General features: G+C 32.5%; 12 protein-coding genes. 3 read left to right on the plus strand and 9 right to left on the minus strand.

Annotated elements, in window-relative coordinates; translation table 11 throughout:
* Positions 1 to 6 precede the first annotated feature (6 nt).
* The 9 genes from JC605_RS02430 to JC605_RS02470 all read right to left on the minus strand — a co-directional run bounded on the left by JC605_RS02430 (position 7) and on the right by JC605_RS02470 (position 12,818).
* Positions 7 to 2,196 (minus strand): peptidase domain-containing ABC transporter, encoded by a 2,190-nt coding sequence (locus JC605_RS02430; RefSeq protein ID WP_198855518.1) that lies wholly within the window; start codon positions 2,194 to 2,196, stop codon positions 7 to 9.
* 2 nt (positions 2,197 to 2,198) lie between these two features.
* Positions 2,199 to 3,788 (minus strand): vitamin K epoxide reductase family protein, encoded by a 1,590-nt coding sequence (locus JC605_RS02435; protein WP_198854712.1) that lies wholly within the window; start codon positions 3,786 to 3,788, stop codon positions 2,199 to 2,201.
* Entirely contained in the window at positions 3,785 to 5,167 is a 1,383-nt protein-coding gene (locus tag JC605_RS02440; protein ID WP_198854713.1) for a DUF6734 family protein, read from the minus strand. The genes JC605_RS02435 and JC605_RS02440 overlap by 4 nt, the downstream gene beginning before the upstream one ends.
* Before the next feature lie 5 nt (positions 5,168 to 5,172).
* A complete protein-coding gene (locus tag JC605_RS02445) occupies positions 5,173 to 6,339 on the minus strand; it encodes a DUF6625 family protein (protein ID WP_198854714.1) in 1,167 nt (388 codons plus the stop codon).
* A 76-nt stretch (positions 6,340 to 6,415) separates the two neighbouring features.
* Positions 6,416 to 6,616, minus strand: a complete 201-nt coding sequence (locus JC605_RS02450; RefSeq protein WP_198854715.1) for a hypothetical protein — start codon at positions 6,614 to 6,616, stop codon at positions 6,416 to 6,418.
* An 88-nt stretch (positions 6,617 to 6,704) separates the two neighbouring features.
* A complete protein-coding gene (locus JC605_RS02455) occupies positions 6,705 to 6,905 on the minus strand; it encodes a hypothetical protein (RefSeq protein ID WP_198854716.1) in 201 nt (66 codons plus the stop codon).
* 446 nt (positions 6,906 to 7,351) lie between these two features.
* On the minus strand, positions 7,352 to 8,167 hold the full coding sequence (locus JC605_RS02460) for a SusE domain-containing protein (RefSeq protein WP_198854717.1): 816 nt from the start codon (positions 8,165 to 8,167) through the stop codon (positions 7,352 to 7,354).
* A gap of 25 nt (positions 8,168 to 8,192) precedes the next feature.
* Positions 8,193 to 9,800 carry a RagB/SusD family nutrient uptake outer membrane protein gene (locus JC605_RS02465; protein WP_198854718.1) on the minus strand — a complete coding sequence of 536 codons (1,608 nt, stop codon included), beginning with the start codon at positions 9,798 to 9,800 and terminating at the stop codon, positions 8,193 to 8,195.
* Between the two features lie 36 nt (positions 9,801 to 9,836).
* Positions 9,837 to 12,818, minus strand: a complete 2,982-nt coding sequence (locus JC605_RS02470; RefSeq protein WP_198854719.1) for a TonB-dependent receptor — start codon at positions 12,816 to 12,818, stop codon at positions 9,837 to 9,839.
* A 236-nt stretch (positions 12,819 to 13,054) separates the two neighbouring features.
* On the opposite strand from JC605_RS02470, the gene JC605_RS02475 reads away from it, so the two are divergent.
* From JC605_RS02475 to pgmB, 3 genes are all read left to right on the plus strand, one after another.
* Complete coding sequence (locus JC605_RS02475) at positions 13,055 to 14,086, plus strand: LacI family DNA-binding transcriptional regulator (RefSeq protein ID WP_198854720.1); 1,032 nt, start codon at positions 13,055 to 13,057, stop codon at positions 14,084 to 14,086.
* Between the two features lie 174 nt (positions 14,087 to 14,260).
* On the plus strand, positions 14,261 to 15,616 hold the full coding sequence (locus JC605_RS02480) for an MFS transporter (RefSeq protein ID WP_198854721.1): 1,356 nt from the start codon (positions 14,261 to 14,263) through the stop codon (positions 15,614 to 15,616).
* A 23-nt stretch (positions 15,617 to 15,639) separates the two neighbouring features.
* Positions 15,640 to 16,293: a beta-phosphoglucomutase gene (pgmB, locus tag JC605_RS02485; RefSeq protein WP_198854722.1), complete on the plus strand. Its 654-nt coding sequence runs from the start codon at positions 15,640 to 15,642 to the stop codon at positions 16,291 to 16,293.
* The last annotated feature ends 85 nt before the right edge of the window (positions 16,294 to 16,378 follow it).

Below are 16,378 nucleotides of genomic sequence, written 5' to 3' on the forward strand. Positions count from 1 at the left end.
AGGGAACTAGTTCCCTAATTCTAATTGATTTTTCACTAATTCGTAATAATTTCTTTGAGCAAGAACGAGCTCTTTGTGTGTGCCTATTTCGACTATTCTTCCTTTTTCTAAAACTACAATCTGGTCTGCGTTTTTTACAGTCGATAAACGATGAGCGATAATTACTGCTGTTTTCCCAACCAAAAACTGATTTAGATTTTCCATAATTATCTTCTCATTATTAGCATCTAGAGAAGAAGTGGCTTCATCAAAAAACAAATAATCAGGGTTTTTATAAACTGCTCTTGCAATCAAAAGCCTTTGTTTCTGTCCACCCGAAATTCCAGTTCCTTCATTTCCTATTTTAGTATTGTACGAAAGCGGAAGAGATTCTATAAACTCTTTGATATTGGCAGTTTCAATAGCATGCAGTAATTTTTTCTTGTCGATATAATCTTCTCCAACCGCTATATTATTTGCAATTGTATCATTAAAAATGAATCCATCCTGCATTACAACACCGCATTTTCCTCTCCAAGCACTTGGAGAAATAGTACTAAACTTCATATTCCCCAAAACGATTTCTCCTGCATTTGGCTCATAAAATTTCATCAAAAGCTTTAGTAAAGTTGTTTTTCCGCTGCCGCTTGTTCCTACTATTGCGGTTGTTTTTTGTTTTGGTATCAACAGATTTAAATTTTCTAGAACATAATCCTGACTTCCTGTATACTTAAAAGATATATTTTTTACAAAAACATCAGAATGTGATAAATCGTGATTTTTAGGATTTAAAGCATCCTCTTCATCTTCTTTGTCATGAATTTCGCCTAATCGTTCTAAACTTATTTTAGCATCTTGAAGAGATCTCACAAAACCTACCATCTGCATTAAAGGGCTATTTAATTGTCCGATAATATATTGTACAGACAGCATCATCCCGAGAGTTAAATCTCCTTTAACAACAAGGGTTGCAGAAAAAAAAGTAATTAATAAATCTTTTAAGTGATTAATAAAATTTGACCCAACAGATTGCCATTGCTCCAAAGTCAGGGCTTGAATATTAACTTTAAAAAGACGAATCTGAACAAACTCCCAGCCCCATCGTTTTTGCTTTTCGGCATTATGCATTTTTATTTCCTGCATTCCGTTTATAAGCTCGATTACTTTAGATTGCTCGTTTGAAACCTGAGAGAAACGTTTATAATCTAGTTCTTTTCTTTTTTTCAAAAAAAACAAAATCCAGCTGAGATAAACACTACTTCCAATTAAAAAAACCAAAAACAATTGCAGATTATAAAAAGCCAGCACAAAACTAAAAACAACTAGATTTAAAAGTGAGAACATTACATTCAGCGAACTTCCTGTCAACAATTGCTCAATTCTTCTATTGTCTGCTATTCGCTGCATAATATCTCCAGTCATTCGACTATCAAAATAGCTAATCGGCAATTTCATCAGTTTAATAAAAAAATCAGAAACCAATGAAATATTTATTCTTGTACTTAAATGAAGCATAATCCAAGAACGCAACACTTCTATTGCTGTCTGGCCTGCAAAAAGCATTAATTGAGCTAAAAGTATTAGATATATAAAGTTCAAATCTTGAGTCTGAATCCCGACATCGACAATACTTTGAGTAAGAAACGGAAACAGCAATGAAAACAAACTCGCCGCAGCCAATCCTATAATTAACTGAATTACTAGGCCTTTGTAACGAAACAAATATTTTGTCAGATAACTAAAGCTCCTTTTAGAGTTTTCATCGTCCCATTCGTTTTTATAAAATTCTGGAGTTGTTTCTAAAAAAAGGGCAACTCCTTCTTCTGTTTTTTCATGTGCATTTTTACCAATCCAAAACTTAATAAATTCTTCTTTAGAATAAATAATTAAACCGTGACTTGGATCTGAGACATAAACTTTGTCGTTTTTTATTTTGTAAACCACAACAAAATGCTGACTATTCCAATGCACAATACAAGGCAAAGGCATTTCGTTTTGCAGAGTTTCAAAATTAGTTTTTAGCCCAAGCGTCCTAAAACCCAAAGCTTCTCCTGCATCGCTCAAACCTAAAAGACTGCTGCCTTCTCGAGTGGTTTCAGAAAGGTTTCGTATTTGTTGCAGTTCAATTACTTTTCCATAATATTTTGCAATAATACGTAAGCAGGTTGGGCCGCAATCTTTAGTGTCGGGCTGTTTGTAAAAAGGGAAAGAGGTAATTTTCAAAATACGGCGATTTTTTCTTCTATTAGATTATCAATAAAAAAATTGAGTTCGTGAGCTTCATATTCTTTAGGCAATAATTGCCCATTTACTAGAATTGCTGGTGTATAAAAAATCTTGTTTTCAAGACACCATTGGTATTGCGATTGTATTTGTGCTATTCCGATTTCAGAATAGTTGTCTTGCCATTTCAATTTCCATTGTTCAAAATCTAATCGATCGATATGCCATTCATTCAATGATAAAACCGCTTTGTTGTATTCTCCTTTTATATAATAAGCAATTGCCTGTTTATAGATAATGTTATATGGATTCTGCAAATTCTCGACATTTATATTAAAGACAAGTTTTATCTTTAAGTAGTCTGGATTTTTGGCTTGCAGTTTTACTAGTTTTTCATAAACTTTATGACAATGCATACAAGACGCACTAAGAACTGCATTGATTGTAATTGGAGCGTTTTCTTTTCCAATCACAATGGCTTGTAATTTTTCTAGAACGAGTTCTTCTACACTATTTTCACCATCAATCAAGACTTTAAAAACAGGATATTTTCTTTTAAGCTGATTGTATTTTAGCTCAATCATATTGTTGGTCAAATTGTTTTTTATAAGTCTTTTAATTTCCAGAAAAAGAAAACTTATAAAAATCAAAGCAAACAAAAACACAACAGCATTTTTAGCTTCAGCAAAATTTGGATTGACGCTAAAACCATAATTTAAAACCATCAAAACCTGAATTGCCAATGCAAGCAAGATTCCTAAACACAATATGCACCATTTTTTCACAACAAAACTTTGTACATAAACAGAATACAACATTACCGGAATACTAAAAAAAGCTAAACAGCTATAAATAAAAATATAGTCTTGAAATTTGGTAAAAATTGAAAAAACAGTCAATCCTAAAAAGTATATTAGAGAAAGATCCGTCAATTTTAAACCTCCTAAAATTTTTGCTTTTTTTGAATGAAGCACCTCTTTACAACTTGTTTTTTTAGTAGCATAGCATATTCTTGAAATTGCAGTGTCATGAAATCCTAAATCTTCTCTAATTAAAAAAATACTAATTGCCAATCCTAAAAATGATGCTATAAAGTATCCTATTGATAAAAAAGGGCTTATTATATTGTTAGTATAAACTTGAAAAAAAGCAAAACCGATTGTGATCAATAAAAACAAAGGAACACTCTTAAAAAGAATATTTTTCTCTACGTTTTCAGCATTTTCATTTTCTTCAATAGCTACAATCATTCCGTTCCATCCTGCTAAATATTCGCTTCTGGAAAGTTTTTGAACAAAGCCATTTGCAAATTGGATCTCAAAATCTTGCCCGATTTTTTTTGTATAAACAATTTCATTTCCTGTATAAGTGCAAAAAATAGAAATAAATGTATCTGGCAGATTTGGTAATTCGCTTTGATCAATTCTGGCTGCTACATTTTCGATATCATAATAATTGAAAACATCAACCATAGCAATTAAGCTTGGATAATCTGGATGCGCTTCTAATTCGAGTAAAAATTTTTCTCCAAGATGACTATACTTATGCTCATGAAGGTATTTTTTTAGATAAAAAAAGTCTATCATTTTGATGAAATTAAATCTGGTTCTTCAATCATTGCTTTCAAAAAAAGTACTTTTTCTGCTAAAAAGAATCTAATTCTGTTCTGGATCAGTTCTATAAAATCGTTTTTTCCCTGCTCATCTACATCTTCTTCCAAATATGCCGTCATGTTGCGAATAAGTTGTTTGTAAAGAATAGGCTCGGCAAGTTCTTCTAGAACCAATTCGTCAATTTCATCTATACTTAAACGTGATATTTTTTGATCTAATTCTGGCAGCACTACATATCTAACATTTTCATTTAATTGCTCATCAAAAAAATCAGTAATTTCTGTTTCAGATAATTTCGATAATTCAAAAGGTTTATCATTAGCAATTAAAAAATCAAATTCCTGTGGAAACTCCAAAGACATAAAATTTCTTCCTACTAAATATTCGTTTGTAAATTCTTGTTTTACATCTAAAGTATTTTTAAGCTTAAAATCATTTTTCAAATTCCAGTTTTTAGAATGATCAAATGACATATTATATTGTGAAAAATTAAAAGGGAACAATTTTCTCAATCGCTCAAAATACTCTGGATATTCTTTAATGACATAAGTCTCTAAACTACTGCAAATACGCACGCTTTTTTTGTATGTACCTAACAAATGCAAATAGCTTTTTTGGTTTGGCACTTTATCAAAATCTCCAAATCCGATATAGTTACTATCATTTGGTGTATCCGCAAACAAGCAATTGACTTTTTTTGAAGACTGTTTTACCATATTGTAAAACAATACTTGCTCAAAAAAAATATTAAAATTAAATCCGTTAATAGAATCCCAAACCAATTTATTTTTGTCTACAAACTCTGATGAAATTGCTGCATATTTCTTGAAATATTCATAATTACGACCTCCGATTATACCCATATTATAAGCGTAATTTTTATGATTATTGATGTAATCTTTCATCTCTTCTGGAACATATACTAAATGAGGATAAATGTCTTTCCACATTTCTGCATAATATTCTGTAGTAACTTCTAGATTTTGGGCAATAAATTCTCCGTTCAACAATTCATCTGAGAATTCTTTCCAAATAAATACATCTCCATCGATGTGTAAAAAAGGCTCGTCTTGAAGACTATACGTCTTAATTTTAGGCATTGCCCAAAGACTTTTATGATAATGATTGAGCTCATCTAAAACAACATGAACTTTATGATAGGGCAACTGAAGCTGATTAATCAATATTTCATACCCTTTTTGATCGGTATATAACTCTACCTTATAAAATTTAGCTAATTGATTTGCACTTAATATCCAGCTTAACCAATTGTGTGCTTCAGAAAGCCATCCGTAACTTTCAGCTAATGGATTGTCTAGATTTTGTGACCAAAATGATTGAATTATTTTCATTGATTTTATAATTTGGAGTATTTAATTAAGTTTCCATCAAGAAATACTTGCGAGAAACTATTTTTTTCATGTCTATAATAATGCTTGGTTTGTGTATTGAAAAAATACTTAGAATGAAAAATCATCTGAGTCAAATCAAACTGATTCTCCAGATTTTCATAACATAAATAATTTTGCTGTTTGGCATTTTTTCCAATAAAAACAGTCCGATTCATGTAAGAATATTGTCCTTTTTCCAAATTTCGCAATGCTGTAACATTTAACTTTTTGGACCAAAACATGTCTGTTCTAAAAAGAAAATTTTTAAAATTTGGATTTATATGATCTGTCCATTTAGCAAAAAAAATGTTTGAACTTTTTCTGACGTTGTATTTATCAATATAATAGGACTTGGGTATTTTCTTCCATCTTTTTTGAACGGCAAAAATGTTATTCTTATAACTGCTAAAATGATAGAGTAAAACTTCATACTCATTTTTATAGCTCAAAATTCCATTGTCCCATTTTATTTTTCCAGGTGTGCCCTCAATAATAAACAAATCAAAATGTACTCTAATATTGTTTTGTTCTTTTACTAAAACATGATGAATACTTTCTGTTTCTGTAGGTACATCAAGAATATTTATTCCAGAAATTACTTCATCATAAGCTCCACCGCATTCATCAAAACAATAATTGTCATTGGATGTAAAAATGAATTTATAGTCCTTACTTTTTTCAAATAGATAATTGACAATAGAATTATTTCTAAAAAGTAAAAAATAACCCGACGGAAAAGAATCTTTAACCGAAATGACATCAAAATTATCCAGTAGCTCTTCGGTCATAAATTCTCTAATTCTTCCAAAAACCAAATCGATATCGCAAACGCCCCAAAAGTCATATCCAGAAATCTGATCTTGAAAGATGACACCAAATGCGGGTTTAAAATCACAAATTTTATAAGCGCTAGAGATTTGAATATCAAGATTGAGTTTTTGTGAAGCTAAAGAATTGAAATCCTCCAATGTAAATTTTATAATTTTTACATTCTTCGGAATTTCTCTTTCTTCTTCATCATCAGAAAAAATAACAAAATCAATACTTGGATTAGTCTCACAAGACTTTAGAAAAAAATCAAAATACCAAGGAAGCTTTCCTAAGTAACAGTTTAGTAATATTATTTTATTCATTTTCTCGAGCTAAAAAAACAGACTATACTATAAGATTACTTATAGCATAGTCTTTTTATAAAATTTAAAGAATCGCTTAGTAGCAAATTCCTGTATAAATGTCTCCTGGATATTGTGGTTTTGGAACACATTTTAAAGTTGGTGCGCAATTAAAAATACCATGGTTTACATAGCAGAAACTTCCTGCTGGAGATCCACATCCAGATCCTCCTTGAATCATTCTCATTTCGTCTCTTTTTAAACCTTCTGTAATATTTTTTAAACTAATCTTTTTCATTTTTAATAAATTTTAATGTTTTACTTGTCTACTCATTAGCTTTTCGACTTCCGCTTTTTGGTTGTTGTTTGAAATGCATTTTTAAAGCTTAAGAGCAAACTGCAGTAAATGTATCTCCCGGAAATAGTGGTTTAGGAATACATTTTAAAGGAGCAGCACAATTAAACACTGGACTATTAGGAATACAAGAACTGCCCAGACCAGCGCCGCATCCGCAGCCACCTTTTATCATTCGCATTTCTTCTCTTTTCATTCCCTCATTAATACTTTTTAAATTAATTTTTTTCATTATTAATAAGTTAAACTAGCCTACTCGTAAGCTTTTCGGCTTCCGCTTTTTGGGTGTTACAAAATCATCTTTTAGTGACATCAATTTCAGGCTCGGTCTTAGGTTGCGCAACCTGTATTTAAGAGTCTTTTAATTTGCATTTGCAACTACAAACTAATCAGACTAATAAATCAAAAAAAATGGGAATTTTTAGCAGTAAAATGCTATTGATTTTTTAAAAATATAAAAAATACCTTACCGATTAACGGTAAGGTATTTCTGAATCAAACTATAACGTTATAGTGTTAATAAATAACAATAACATTAAAAAAATAATAAAATAATTATCAGTATTTCATTTTTAACCATAAAATAATAAAAATAAAACGATTGACTGTTTTGAGAAAATTGCATAAAAAAAGGGCTGTCTATCAAGACAGCCCTTTTGAAATATTGTGTTCGAAAAATTAATCTAATGTGATCGTTTTAGCACCGTTATCGATTGTTAAAACTCTTGGTCCCGTTGGTCCAGTATATTTAAAGTTACTGTCACCATCTCCAGCGTTTACTAATTCGTCATCAATAGTATAACCTAATCCAGAGTAGTAAGTATAGTTATGACTTGCATCCCAGTTACCATTACTTGTAAAGTTATTTCCTAAGAATTCTCTAAATGCTTCTCCGCTTTTAAGAACAACAGTTACTCGGTAAACATCTGTTTTACCAACTACTAGTGGGAACTCAGTTTCAGCATCACCATCCCAAGTCCATCCTCCAGGAGTTGCAGCACCCACTAACCAGTGAGAAGTTGCTAATGGTGTATGGTAAGGAGTTGCTTTAAAAGTATAAAAATTAGAATATTGTGCTTCTGCTCCAGTACCAACTGTAGCTTTGATACGAATATCAACACTGTTTTCTTCTTTCTCAATAAAGCCACCATTAACCAAAGCAGAGTTTAATTCAGCTACAGTTAACGCTTTATAACGCTCTGTTGTTGTAGTAACTGCAACAGGTGCAGCAAAGCTTGTACCTGCTTTTGCAATTTCGATAGTATAATTAACAACAGTAGCAGTACCGCTATATTTTGCATAATCCCAAATTACTGTAGTTGCAATTTCTTTTTCATTTTCTTTAGTAAGAACAATGTTAAAGTCATTTTGTGGGCTAAGTAAAACAGGTGTTGACTCTGGCGTAATTACTGGTCTTTCTTCTACATCATCTGCATTACATGACACCGCTAATACACCAATGAATGCGATTAAAATTTTATATATATTTTTCATTTTATTTATTTTTTATAAGGGTTAGTTAGTATCCTGGATTTTGTTTTAAAGTTGGGTTTGCTTGAATAGCTCTTGACGGAATAGGCATCAAATCTCTATATGAATCTGTACCGCTACCATTTTTAATTCCGCCTTTCCATTGCCAAATTTTAGATGATCCTGTGAATTTACCAAAACGAATCAAATCTGTTCTTCTGTGACATTCCCAAAATAACTCACGACCTCTTTCATCTAAAAGAAAATCTAATGTTAATTCAGAACTTGTAATAATACCAGCGCTTGCTCTTGCTCTAATTTTATTGATATATTCCAAAGCCGTAGTCATATTTCCTGTTGATGCTCCTCTAAGCGTAGCTTCAGCATACATTAAATATACATCTGATAATCTGTACATTGGAAAATCTGTATCTGGCATATCAGGTCTTTGTGCTTTAGAACCATCAGAATTTACATTTGTAAATTTTGTAACTGCATAACCATTAGTAAACACTCCGTAATCAGCTATATCCAAAGTCTGTCCGTCAGTAAAAAATGTTCCTCTTTTATCAGAAGCTGCATTTACGTCAGGAAATAAACTAACAAACTCTGGTCTTGTTCTGATACCAGACCAACCTCCATCCATTCCTTGATCTGCACTAACCATTTTTCCTCCAATAGAAGCGTGTAAAATAAAACTCATACCTCCACCAATTGCTCTAATTGCATTTCCATCTCCAACAACAGGGAAAATAACTTCATTTTGCGCTCCATTTCTATCATTATCTGCAGAAAATAAATAGCGGTAAGGAACATTAGCAAAAGTATATGCAGAACCTGTTACAATTTCGTTACATATTGTAGCTACATCATTATATCTTTCTGTTCCTGTATAAACTTTAGAGTTTAAATAAATTTGTGCTAATAAAAATTTAGCTGCTGTTTTATCAACTCTACCATATTCATTAGATCCAGAAGCTGCTAAAGTAGCATCCATGTCTTTTAATTCTGACTCTACAAAAGCAAAAACTTCTGCTCTTGTTTTTTGTTCTGGAAAATAATACCCAACTGGATCTTTTTCAGTTGTAATAGGCACGTTTCCAAACAAATCCATTAAATTCACATACGAAAAAGCTCTTAAAAAACGTGCTTCTGCCCTTAAAGTAGTTACTTCTGCTTTTACTTTTGCATCAAAACCTCTTTCTTCAAGTTTTTCGTCTGTACTTTGTCTTAAAAATTCATTCGCAACACTAATTTCATAAAAAGCTCTTGAAAAAATTCCGTACAAGAACTGATTACTTGGGCTCCATTTTTGTCCATTTATAGCTGGCAAACCATCATCACTCCAAGCAACAATAGCTTCATCTGTTGGAAATTCCTGAGTAACAAACATCAACCTAAGGTAACTACTGAAATCTCCTCCAAGACCAGCAATATCTGCTTGACCATCACCATCATTTCCTCCTACATATAAACCAGCATATAATTTTGCTAATACTTGTTTGTAAGATGTTGGATCTTTAAAAAAGTCATCAGAAAGAAACTCGTCATCATCCTTTGGCGTTACATCTAAGTCGCTTGTACATGAAGCAAGTGTCATACTCACTCCCAAAATCAATAGGAGAAAGTAAGATATATATTTAAATGATATTTTCATTTTGTTTATTTTTTAAATTTAATTTTCAATGTACTATTAGAAATTCGCATTTACTCCAAACAAGAATGTTCTCGCTCTTGGATAAACATTATTATCTATTCCGTTGAATTTTTCAGGATCTAAACCATTGTATTTTGTAAGTACAAAAACATTTTGAACTCCCGCTGTAAATCGTAATGAAGCTGCTTTTAGTAATGATTTATCAAATGTATATCCTAATACAATGTTATCTAACTTAATAAAAGAAGCATCTTTTACGTAATAATTTGAGTAATTACGTTGAGTTCCATTTGAATTACTTTCAGTTGTAAAACCTGTATTGTAATAATCTTTTGTAATATTTGCTAGATCAGAATCTCTTCTTAAACCTGCTTGTAAATATCCTTTATCAGAACTTACGTTATCAAAAATATAATTTCCTAAACTAGCTCTCCAGTTCATTGTAAAATCGAATTTTTTGTAATTCAAAGTAGAGTACAATCCAAAAGTATAATCTGCTGTTGGCTTATGATATTTATAACGGTCAGCATCTGTAATTACACCATCACCATTTCTATCTGCGTAAGCCCCTTGAATAGGTCTTTTGTTTGCATCGTATAATTGCTCAAATACAAAGAATGAATTTGGAGCATAACCTTCAGAGTGAATTAACACTTGGTTACCAGTACCTCCGGCAATTACATCTCCGGTGATATATCCCTGAAATCCTGGAGCTGTTACCCCTAAGTCAGAAATTTTTTGATCAATGTAAGTTACGTTGGCAGCAACATTCCATGTTAATTTATCATTTTTAATAATATCCGATTGAAGGCTAAATTCAACCCCTTTAGTTCTAACGCTTCCAATGTTGCTATATCCTTGGTTACGAATGTTTGCTCCATCTGGAACTGGGATATCTGCTAATAAATCACTAGATTTTTTATCAAAATAGTTAATAGAACCTGTCAATCTTTCTTTAAAGAAACCAAAATCAACACCAATGTTCATCTCAGCCAAATCTTCCCATTTAATATTCTCATTGTATCCTTCTGGTCTTGCTGCTTTGTAAATAACACCATCAAATAGATACTGCGTATTAATCGTTCCAAAAGTTACCCTTCTTAAGAAATCATATGCAGGTGGAATATCTTGCTGACCAGTAGTTCCGTATCCAACTCTTAATTTTAAACTAGATAATGTTTCATTATCTTTTAAGAATGACTCTTCAGCTACATTCCATGCAAAAGCACCTCCGGCGAAGTTACCCCATCTATTTTCTTTAGAGAAACGTGAAGTCCCATCTCTTCTGTAATTAACAGTTAATAAATATCTACTGTCATATCCTAAATTCACACGCCCAAAATACGATTGCAAATTGATGTCTGGATCAGTTGTAACGTCTGCTGGTGGATTTGGTTGTTTGATATCTCCAGAATTAAATCCTTCTCTCTGGAATAACTGATAGTTATAACCAGCTGTTGCATCAATTTTAAACTTACCGATATCTTTAGTATAGTTAAAGTATGTGTTTAAGTTTTTGTTCTGACGATTATCTGTATAGTGAGTATAACCTCCTAAGTTTACCCAATTACCTTTATCAAATGAATTAGGCTGATATCCTAAAATACTTTCAGTACTTATTGCATTGTACCCATCACTGTCAAATTTATCGATACCTGCTTCGGCAACGATTCTTAAATCTTCGAAGAAATGAAATTTATAATCTAATCTAATATTACCCCATTTTCTTGTAGAAGTTGCTCTTCTATCTTCTTGATTTAATCTTGCCACAGGGTTTCTTGCTGGCAATAACGGTACATTTCCATTTCCTTCCAACCACTCGAAGTATCCTCCGTAACGAGAACCTGCTTGATAAACTGGTTGTGTTGGATCAAATATGATTGCACTACTAATTACTGCTCCTTCATTTTGGAATTGATTTTTTCCAAAAGCTAAATTTCCTGTAATATCTATTTTTAAATGATTATCAAATAAAACTGGATTTAACGATAACGATGTCGTAGTTCTCTCAAAAGAAGTATTTCTTAAAATTCCAGGATTATCAACATTTCCAACAGATAAACGTGCTGGTAATTTATTGAATAAAGAACCGCTTACAGATATATTATTGTTGGTTGTAAGAGCAGTATGAAAAATTTCATCTTGCCAATTTGTGTTTGCTGTACCCAATAAAGCTTTTTGAGCTGAAGTACCATTTGCATTTACAATAGCACGATATTCATCTGCACTCATCACATCAACAGTGTTAGCAACAGTATTGATACCAACTTGAGAGCTAAAGTTTACTTTTACGCCACCTTTAGTTCCTTTTTTAGTAGTAATTACGATTACACCATTTGCGGCACGAGAACCGTAAATTGCTGCTGCAGATGCATCTTTCAAAACAGTAAATGATTCGATATCACTAGGATCTATTGTAGACAATATACTAGTTGCTCCACTAGGAACTGCATTACTCATTGGAAGTCCATCAATTACAATTAATGGCTCATTAGAAGCACTTAATGAAGATCCTCCACGAATTCTAATATCAGCTTTTGCTCCAGGAGCTCCACCCCCAACTACATTAACACCAGCTATACGTCCGCTGATTAATGATTCTGGAGTTACGTTAATCCCTTTATTAAAATCTTTTGCTGCAATTTGCGAAACAGATCCTGTTGCATCTTTTTTCTTCACAGTACCGTAACCAACTTGCACCACAACTTCTTTAAGCTGATTTGTATCTTCTTCTAAAGAAATGTTAAGCGTTTTTTGGCCATTGTACTCAATTGTTTCTGTCTTGTATCCAATAAAAGAAACAACGATTTTGTTACCGTTTTTAACATTTGACAGCTGGTAATTTCCATCAAATCCAGTTGATGCACCATTTGGAGCACCTTGTACATTTACATTTACTCCTGGGATTGGCTGACCAGTTGTTTTGTCAACAACAGTCCCTTTTAAAGTGTTCTGAGCCAACACTGTAAAAGGCAACAATAGGAATAAAAATAACAACTTTTTGTAAATTGTTTTCATACTTTTTGTTTAAATTAGTTTTGAGTTTTTGAATGTTAGTTAAGTTTTTAATTTTACTTCGAATTTCAAAATTATGAATTTATTAACATGCTCGACAGGAGGCTATTTTTATTGCTTTACGAAAACGTGGTAGTGTTGAAAACTTTCTATTTTTTGTAATCTTTTAGCGTTAAAATTGCAAATACCAAAAATATTATACACCTTTATTACTAATTAGATTTTTTTCAACTAACCTCATGAAACGTAAAATAACCCTCAAACAGATTGCAAAGGAGCTTGACGTGTCTATCTCAACTGTCTCAAAATCACTAAGAAACAGTCTCGAAATTGGAGAAGAAACACGACTGAAAGTGCAGGCTTTTGCGAAGTTTTACAACTACAAACCAAACAATATTGCTCTGAGTTTAAAAAACCGAAAAACAAAGAGTATCGGGATTATTATTCCAGAAATTGTACACTACTTTTTCTCAACTGTTATCAATGGTGTAGAGCAGGTTGCAAACGAACACGGATACAGTGTAGTAATCTGTGTATCAGATGATTCTTTTGACAAAGAAGTTCTAAACATGGAAATGTTAGCCAACGGAAGTATCGATGGTTTTATCATGTCTCTTTCTAAAGAAACACAGTTTAAAGGAGACTTCCATCATATCACCGAAGTTATCAATCAAGGGATGCCTGTAGTAATGTTTGATCGTGTTACTAATGATATTTTATGCGATAAAGTAATTATTGATGATAAATCTGCTGCTTATGAAGCAGTTCAAAGCTTAATCGACAATGGCCGCAAAAAGATTGCTCTAGTTACTACAGTCGATTATGTAAGCGTTGGAAAATTGAGAACCGATGGCTACGAAAAAGCTTTATTAGATAATGGATTACCCTTTAATGAAGACCTGATCATCAAAATTGAAGATGTAGAAACTTGCGAAATAACTATCAGTCAGCTTTTGCACGAAAGAGCTTTTGATGCTGTTTTTGCTGTAAACGAGCTTTTTGCCGTAACAATTATAAAAACGGCTAATAAAATGGGGCTTAAAGTTCCTGAAGATTTAGCAGTAATTGCATTTACTGACGGAATTATTTCAAAATATTCTACTCCAACAATTACAACCGTTAGTCAAAGTGGTGAAAAAATGGGCAACAAAGCAGCTAAAATGCTTATCGAAAGACTTGAGGCCGAAGAAGATGACGACGAAGAACATACTGAAAACTATACCACAGAAGTCATAGAAACTCATTTAATAAAAAGAGAATCTACTGACTAAAAAACTTAAAATCAACACTTTCTAAAGCCATAAAAAATATTTATGGCTTTTTTATTAGCATAAATAAAAAAATAATTTATAATTTTACGCCCATCAAGGCTTTTAGTTTTACTTCGAAAAGAACAAAGTTTTGATAAGCAAGGCGCTTATCGTATAATTTTTCAAATTACGATAATGGAAAAGCGTAAATTAAGTTTCTGGGAAATCTGGAATATGAGTTTCGGTTTCTTAGGAATCCAAATGGGGTTTGCACTTCAAAATGCAAATGCCAGCAGAATTCTTCAAATTTTTGGTGCCGACGTACATGAACTTTCGTGGTTCTGGATTATTGCTCCTCTTATGGGATTAATAGTACAGCCCATCATTGGTCATTACAGCGACAAAACTTGGGGAAAATTCGGCAGACGAAAACCTTTCTTTTTAGTGGGAGCCGTTTTAGCTTCGGTAGGATTAATTCTAATGCCACAAGCTAATATTTTCATTTCTGTACTTCCTGCTTTATGGGTTGGCGCTGGAATGTTAATGATAATGGATGCCTCTTTCAACATTGCCATGGAGCCTTTTCGTGCACTTGTTGGAGATAATTTAAGAACAGATCAGCGTACTGCAGGATTTAGTATTCAAACCTCATTAATTGGTTTTGGAGCCGTGATTGGTTCAGCACTTCCATACATTTTAACGAAATATTTTGGTGTACCAAACAGCACTGTTCCGGGAAGTGTTCCATTGAATTTGACTTTGTCGTTTATCATTGGTGCAGCGGTTTTAATTGGTTCAATCTTAGTGACCTTATTCACAACCAAAGAATATTCACCAGAAGAACTGGCAAAATTTGAAGATCCTCAAAATGAAGTGATTGTTGATTCTGAGGAAAAATCAAAAATTACAGACATCTTTACTGATTTTGCAAAAATGCCAGTAACAATGCGTCAGCTTAGCTGGGTGCAATTTTTCTCTTGGTTCGGATTATTTGGAATGTGGGTTTTTACAACTCCAGCAATTGCACATCATATTTACGGTTTGCCATTAGAAGATACTTCAAGCCAGCAATATCAAGATGCTGGAGACTGGGTCGGAATTCTATTTGGTGTTTACAACTTAGTTTCTGCCATTGTTGCTTTATTTTTCTTACCATACATCGCTAAAAAAATCGGTCGAAAAGCAACACATTCACTTTCATTAATCATTGGGGGAATTGGTTTAATCTCAATTTATTTCATGCCAAATGAAGACTGGGTTGTATTGCCAATGATTTTAATTGGAGTTGCCTGGGCAAGTATTTTGGCTATGCCATATGCAATTCTTGCAGGATCTATCACACCTAAAAAAATGGGAGTTTACATGGGAATCTTCAACTTCTTTGTTGTTATTCCGCAAATTGTAAATGCATTAATTGGTGGCCCAATCGTCAAATATCTTTACAACGGAGATGCCATTTATGCTTTAGTTACAAGCGGGGTAAGTTTCCTAATCGCTGCAGCTTTAGTTTTTAAAGTAAAAGACGTAGACGACGTTTCTCAAAAATCATAATTAAGAATAATTTTTTCACTAAAATGAATAAAAAAGCATTTATATTCGACTTGGACGGTGTAATCGTTGACACCGCTAAATATCACTTTTTGGCGTGGCAAAAAATCGCTCAGTCATTAAATATAAATTTTACGCATGAAGACAATGAACTTTTAAAAGGTGTTAGCCGAGTTCGTTCGTTGGATATTATACTTGGGTTAGGCAATGTTCAAGCTTCTCAGGAAGACAAAGACAAATGGCTAGTTCAAAAAAACGAAGATTATTTATCTTATTTAGTTCACATGGATGAAAGTGAGGTTCTTCCAGGAGTTTTAAAAATTCTACAACTATTAAAAGAGAAAAATCAAGGAATTGCATTGGGCTCTGCTAGCAAAAATGCAAGACCAATTTTAGAAAAAACTGGAGTTCTATCTTACTTCGATGTTATTGTTGACGGAAATGACGTTACCAATGCAAAACCAGATCCAGAAGTATTCTTAAAAGCGGCTCAATTATTACATATTGATCCCAAAAATTCAATTGTATTTGAAGATTCTGTTGCCGGAATTCAAGCGGCAAATATTGCAGAAATGGTAAGTGTTGGAATTGGTGAGGAAACAATTTTACATGAAGCTGATCATATTTTTAAAGATTTTACCCAAATCACAACAAGCTTTATTGAAGAGCTAATTGGATAATTAGAAAATGTGTCAATGAGATAATGATCTCACTGACAGATATTCTAATACCTCAATTACTCAAATGAATGTAAAAAAGTTAATA

The sequence above is a fragment of the Flavobacterium sp. IB48 genome (genome assembly GCF_016405855.1).
GTDB classification, from domain to species: domain Bacteria; phylum Bacteroidota; class Bacteroidia; order Flavobacteriales; family Flavobacteriaceae; genus Flavobacterium; species Flavobacterium ginsengisoli.

What these genes read in the sequence shown, in the direction of transcription:
- JC605_RS02470 (WP_198854719.1), bottom strand. Translation starts at nt 12,818, where the DNA reads ATGAAAACAATTTACAAAAAGTTGTTATTTTTATTCCTATTGTTGCCT.
- pgmB (WP_198854722.1), top strand. Translation starts at nt 15,640, where the DNA reads ATGAATAAAAAAGCATTTATATTCGACTTGGACGGTGTAATCGTTGAC.
- JC605_RS02455 (WP_198854716.1), bottom strand. Translation starts at nt 6,905, where the DNA reads ATGAAAAAAATTAATTTAAAAAGTATTAATGAGGGAATGAAAAGAGAA.
- JC605_RS02445 (WP_198854714.1), bottom strand. Translation starts at nt 6,339, where the DNA reads ATGAATAAAATAATATTACTAAACTGTTACTTAGGAAAGCTTCCTTGG.
- JC605_RS02465 (WP_198854718.1), bottom strand. Translation starts at nt 9,800, where the DNA reads ATGAAAATATCATTTAAATATATATCTTACTTTCTCCTATTGATTTTG.
- JC605_RS02460 (WP_198854717.1), bottom strand. Translation starts at nt 8,167, where the DNA reads ATGAAAAATATATATAAAATTTTAATCGCATTCATTGGTGTATTAGCG.
- JC605_RS02440 (WP_198854713.1), bottom strand. Translation starts at nt 5,167, where the DNA reads ATGAAAATAATTCAATCATTTTGGTCACAAAATCTAGACAATCCATTA.
- JC605_RS02475 (WP_198854720.1), top strand. Translation starts at nt 13,055, where the DNA reads ATGAAACGTAAAATAACCCTCAAACAGATTGCAAAGGAGCTTGACGTG.
- JC605_RS02435 (WP_198854712.1), bottom strand. Translation starts at nt 3,788, where the DNA reads ATGATAGACTTTTTTTATCTAAAAAAATACCTTCATGAGCATAAGTAT.
- JC605_RS02480 (WP_198854721.1), top strand. Translation starts at nt 14,261, where the DNA reads ATGGAAAAGCGTAAATTAAGTTTCTGGGAAATCTGGAATATGAGTTTC.
- JC605_RS02450 (WP_198854715.1), bottom strand. Translation starts at nt 6,616, where the DNA reads ATGAAAAAGATTAGTTTAAAAAATATTACAGAAGGTTTAAAAAGAGAC.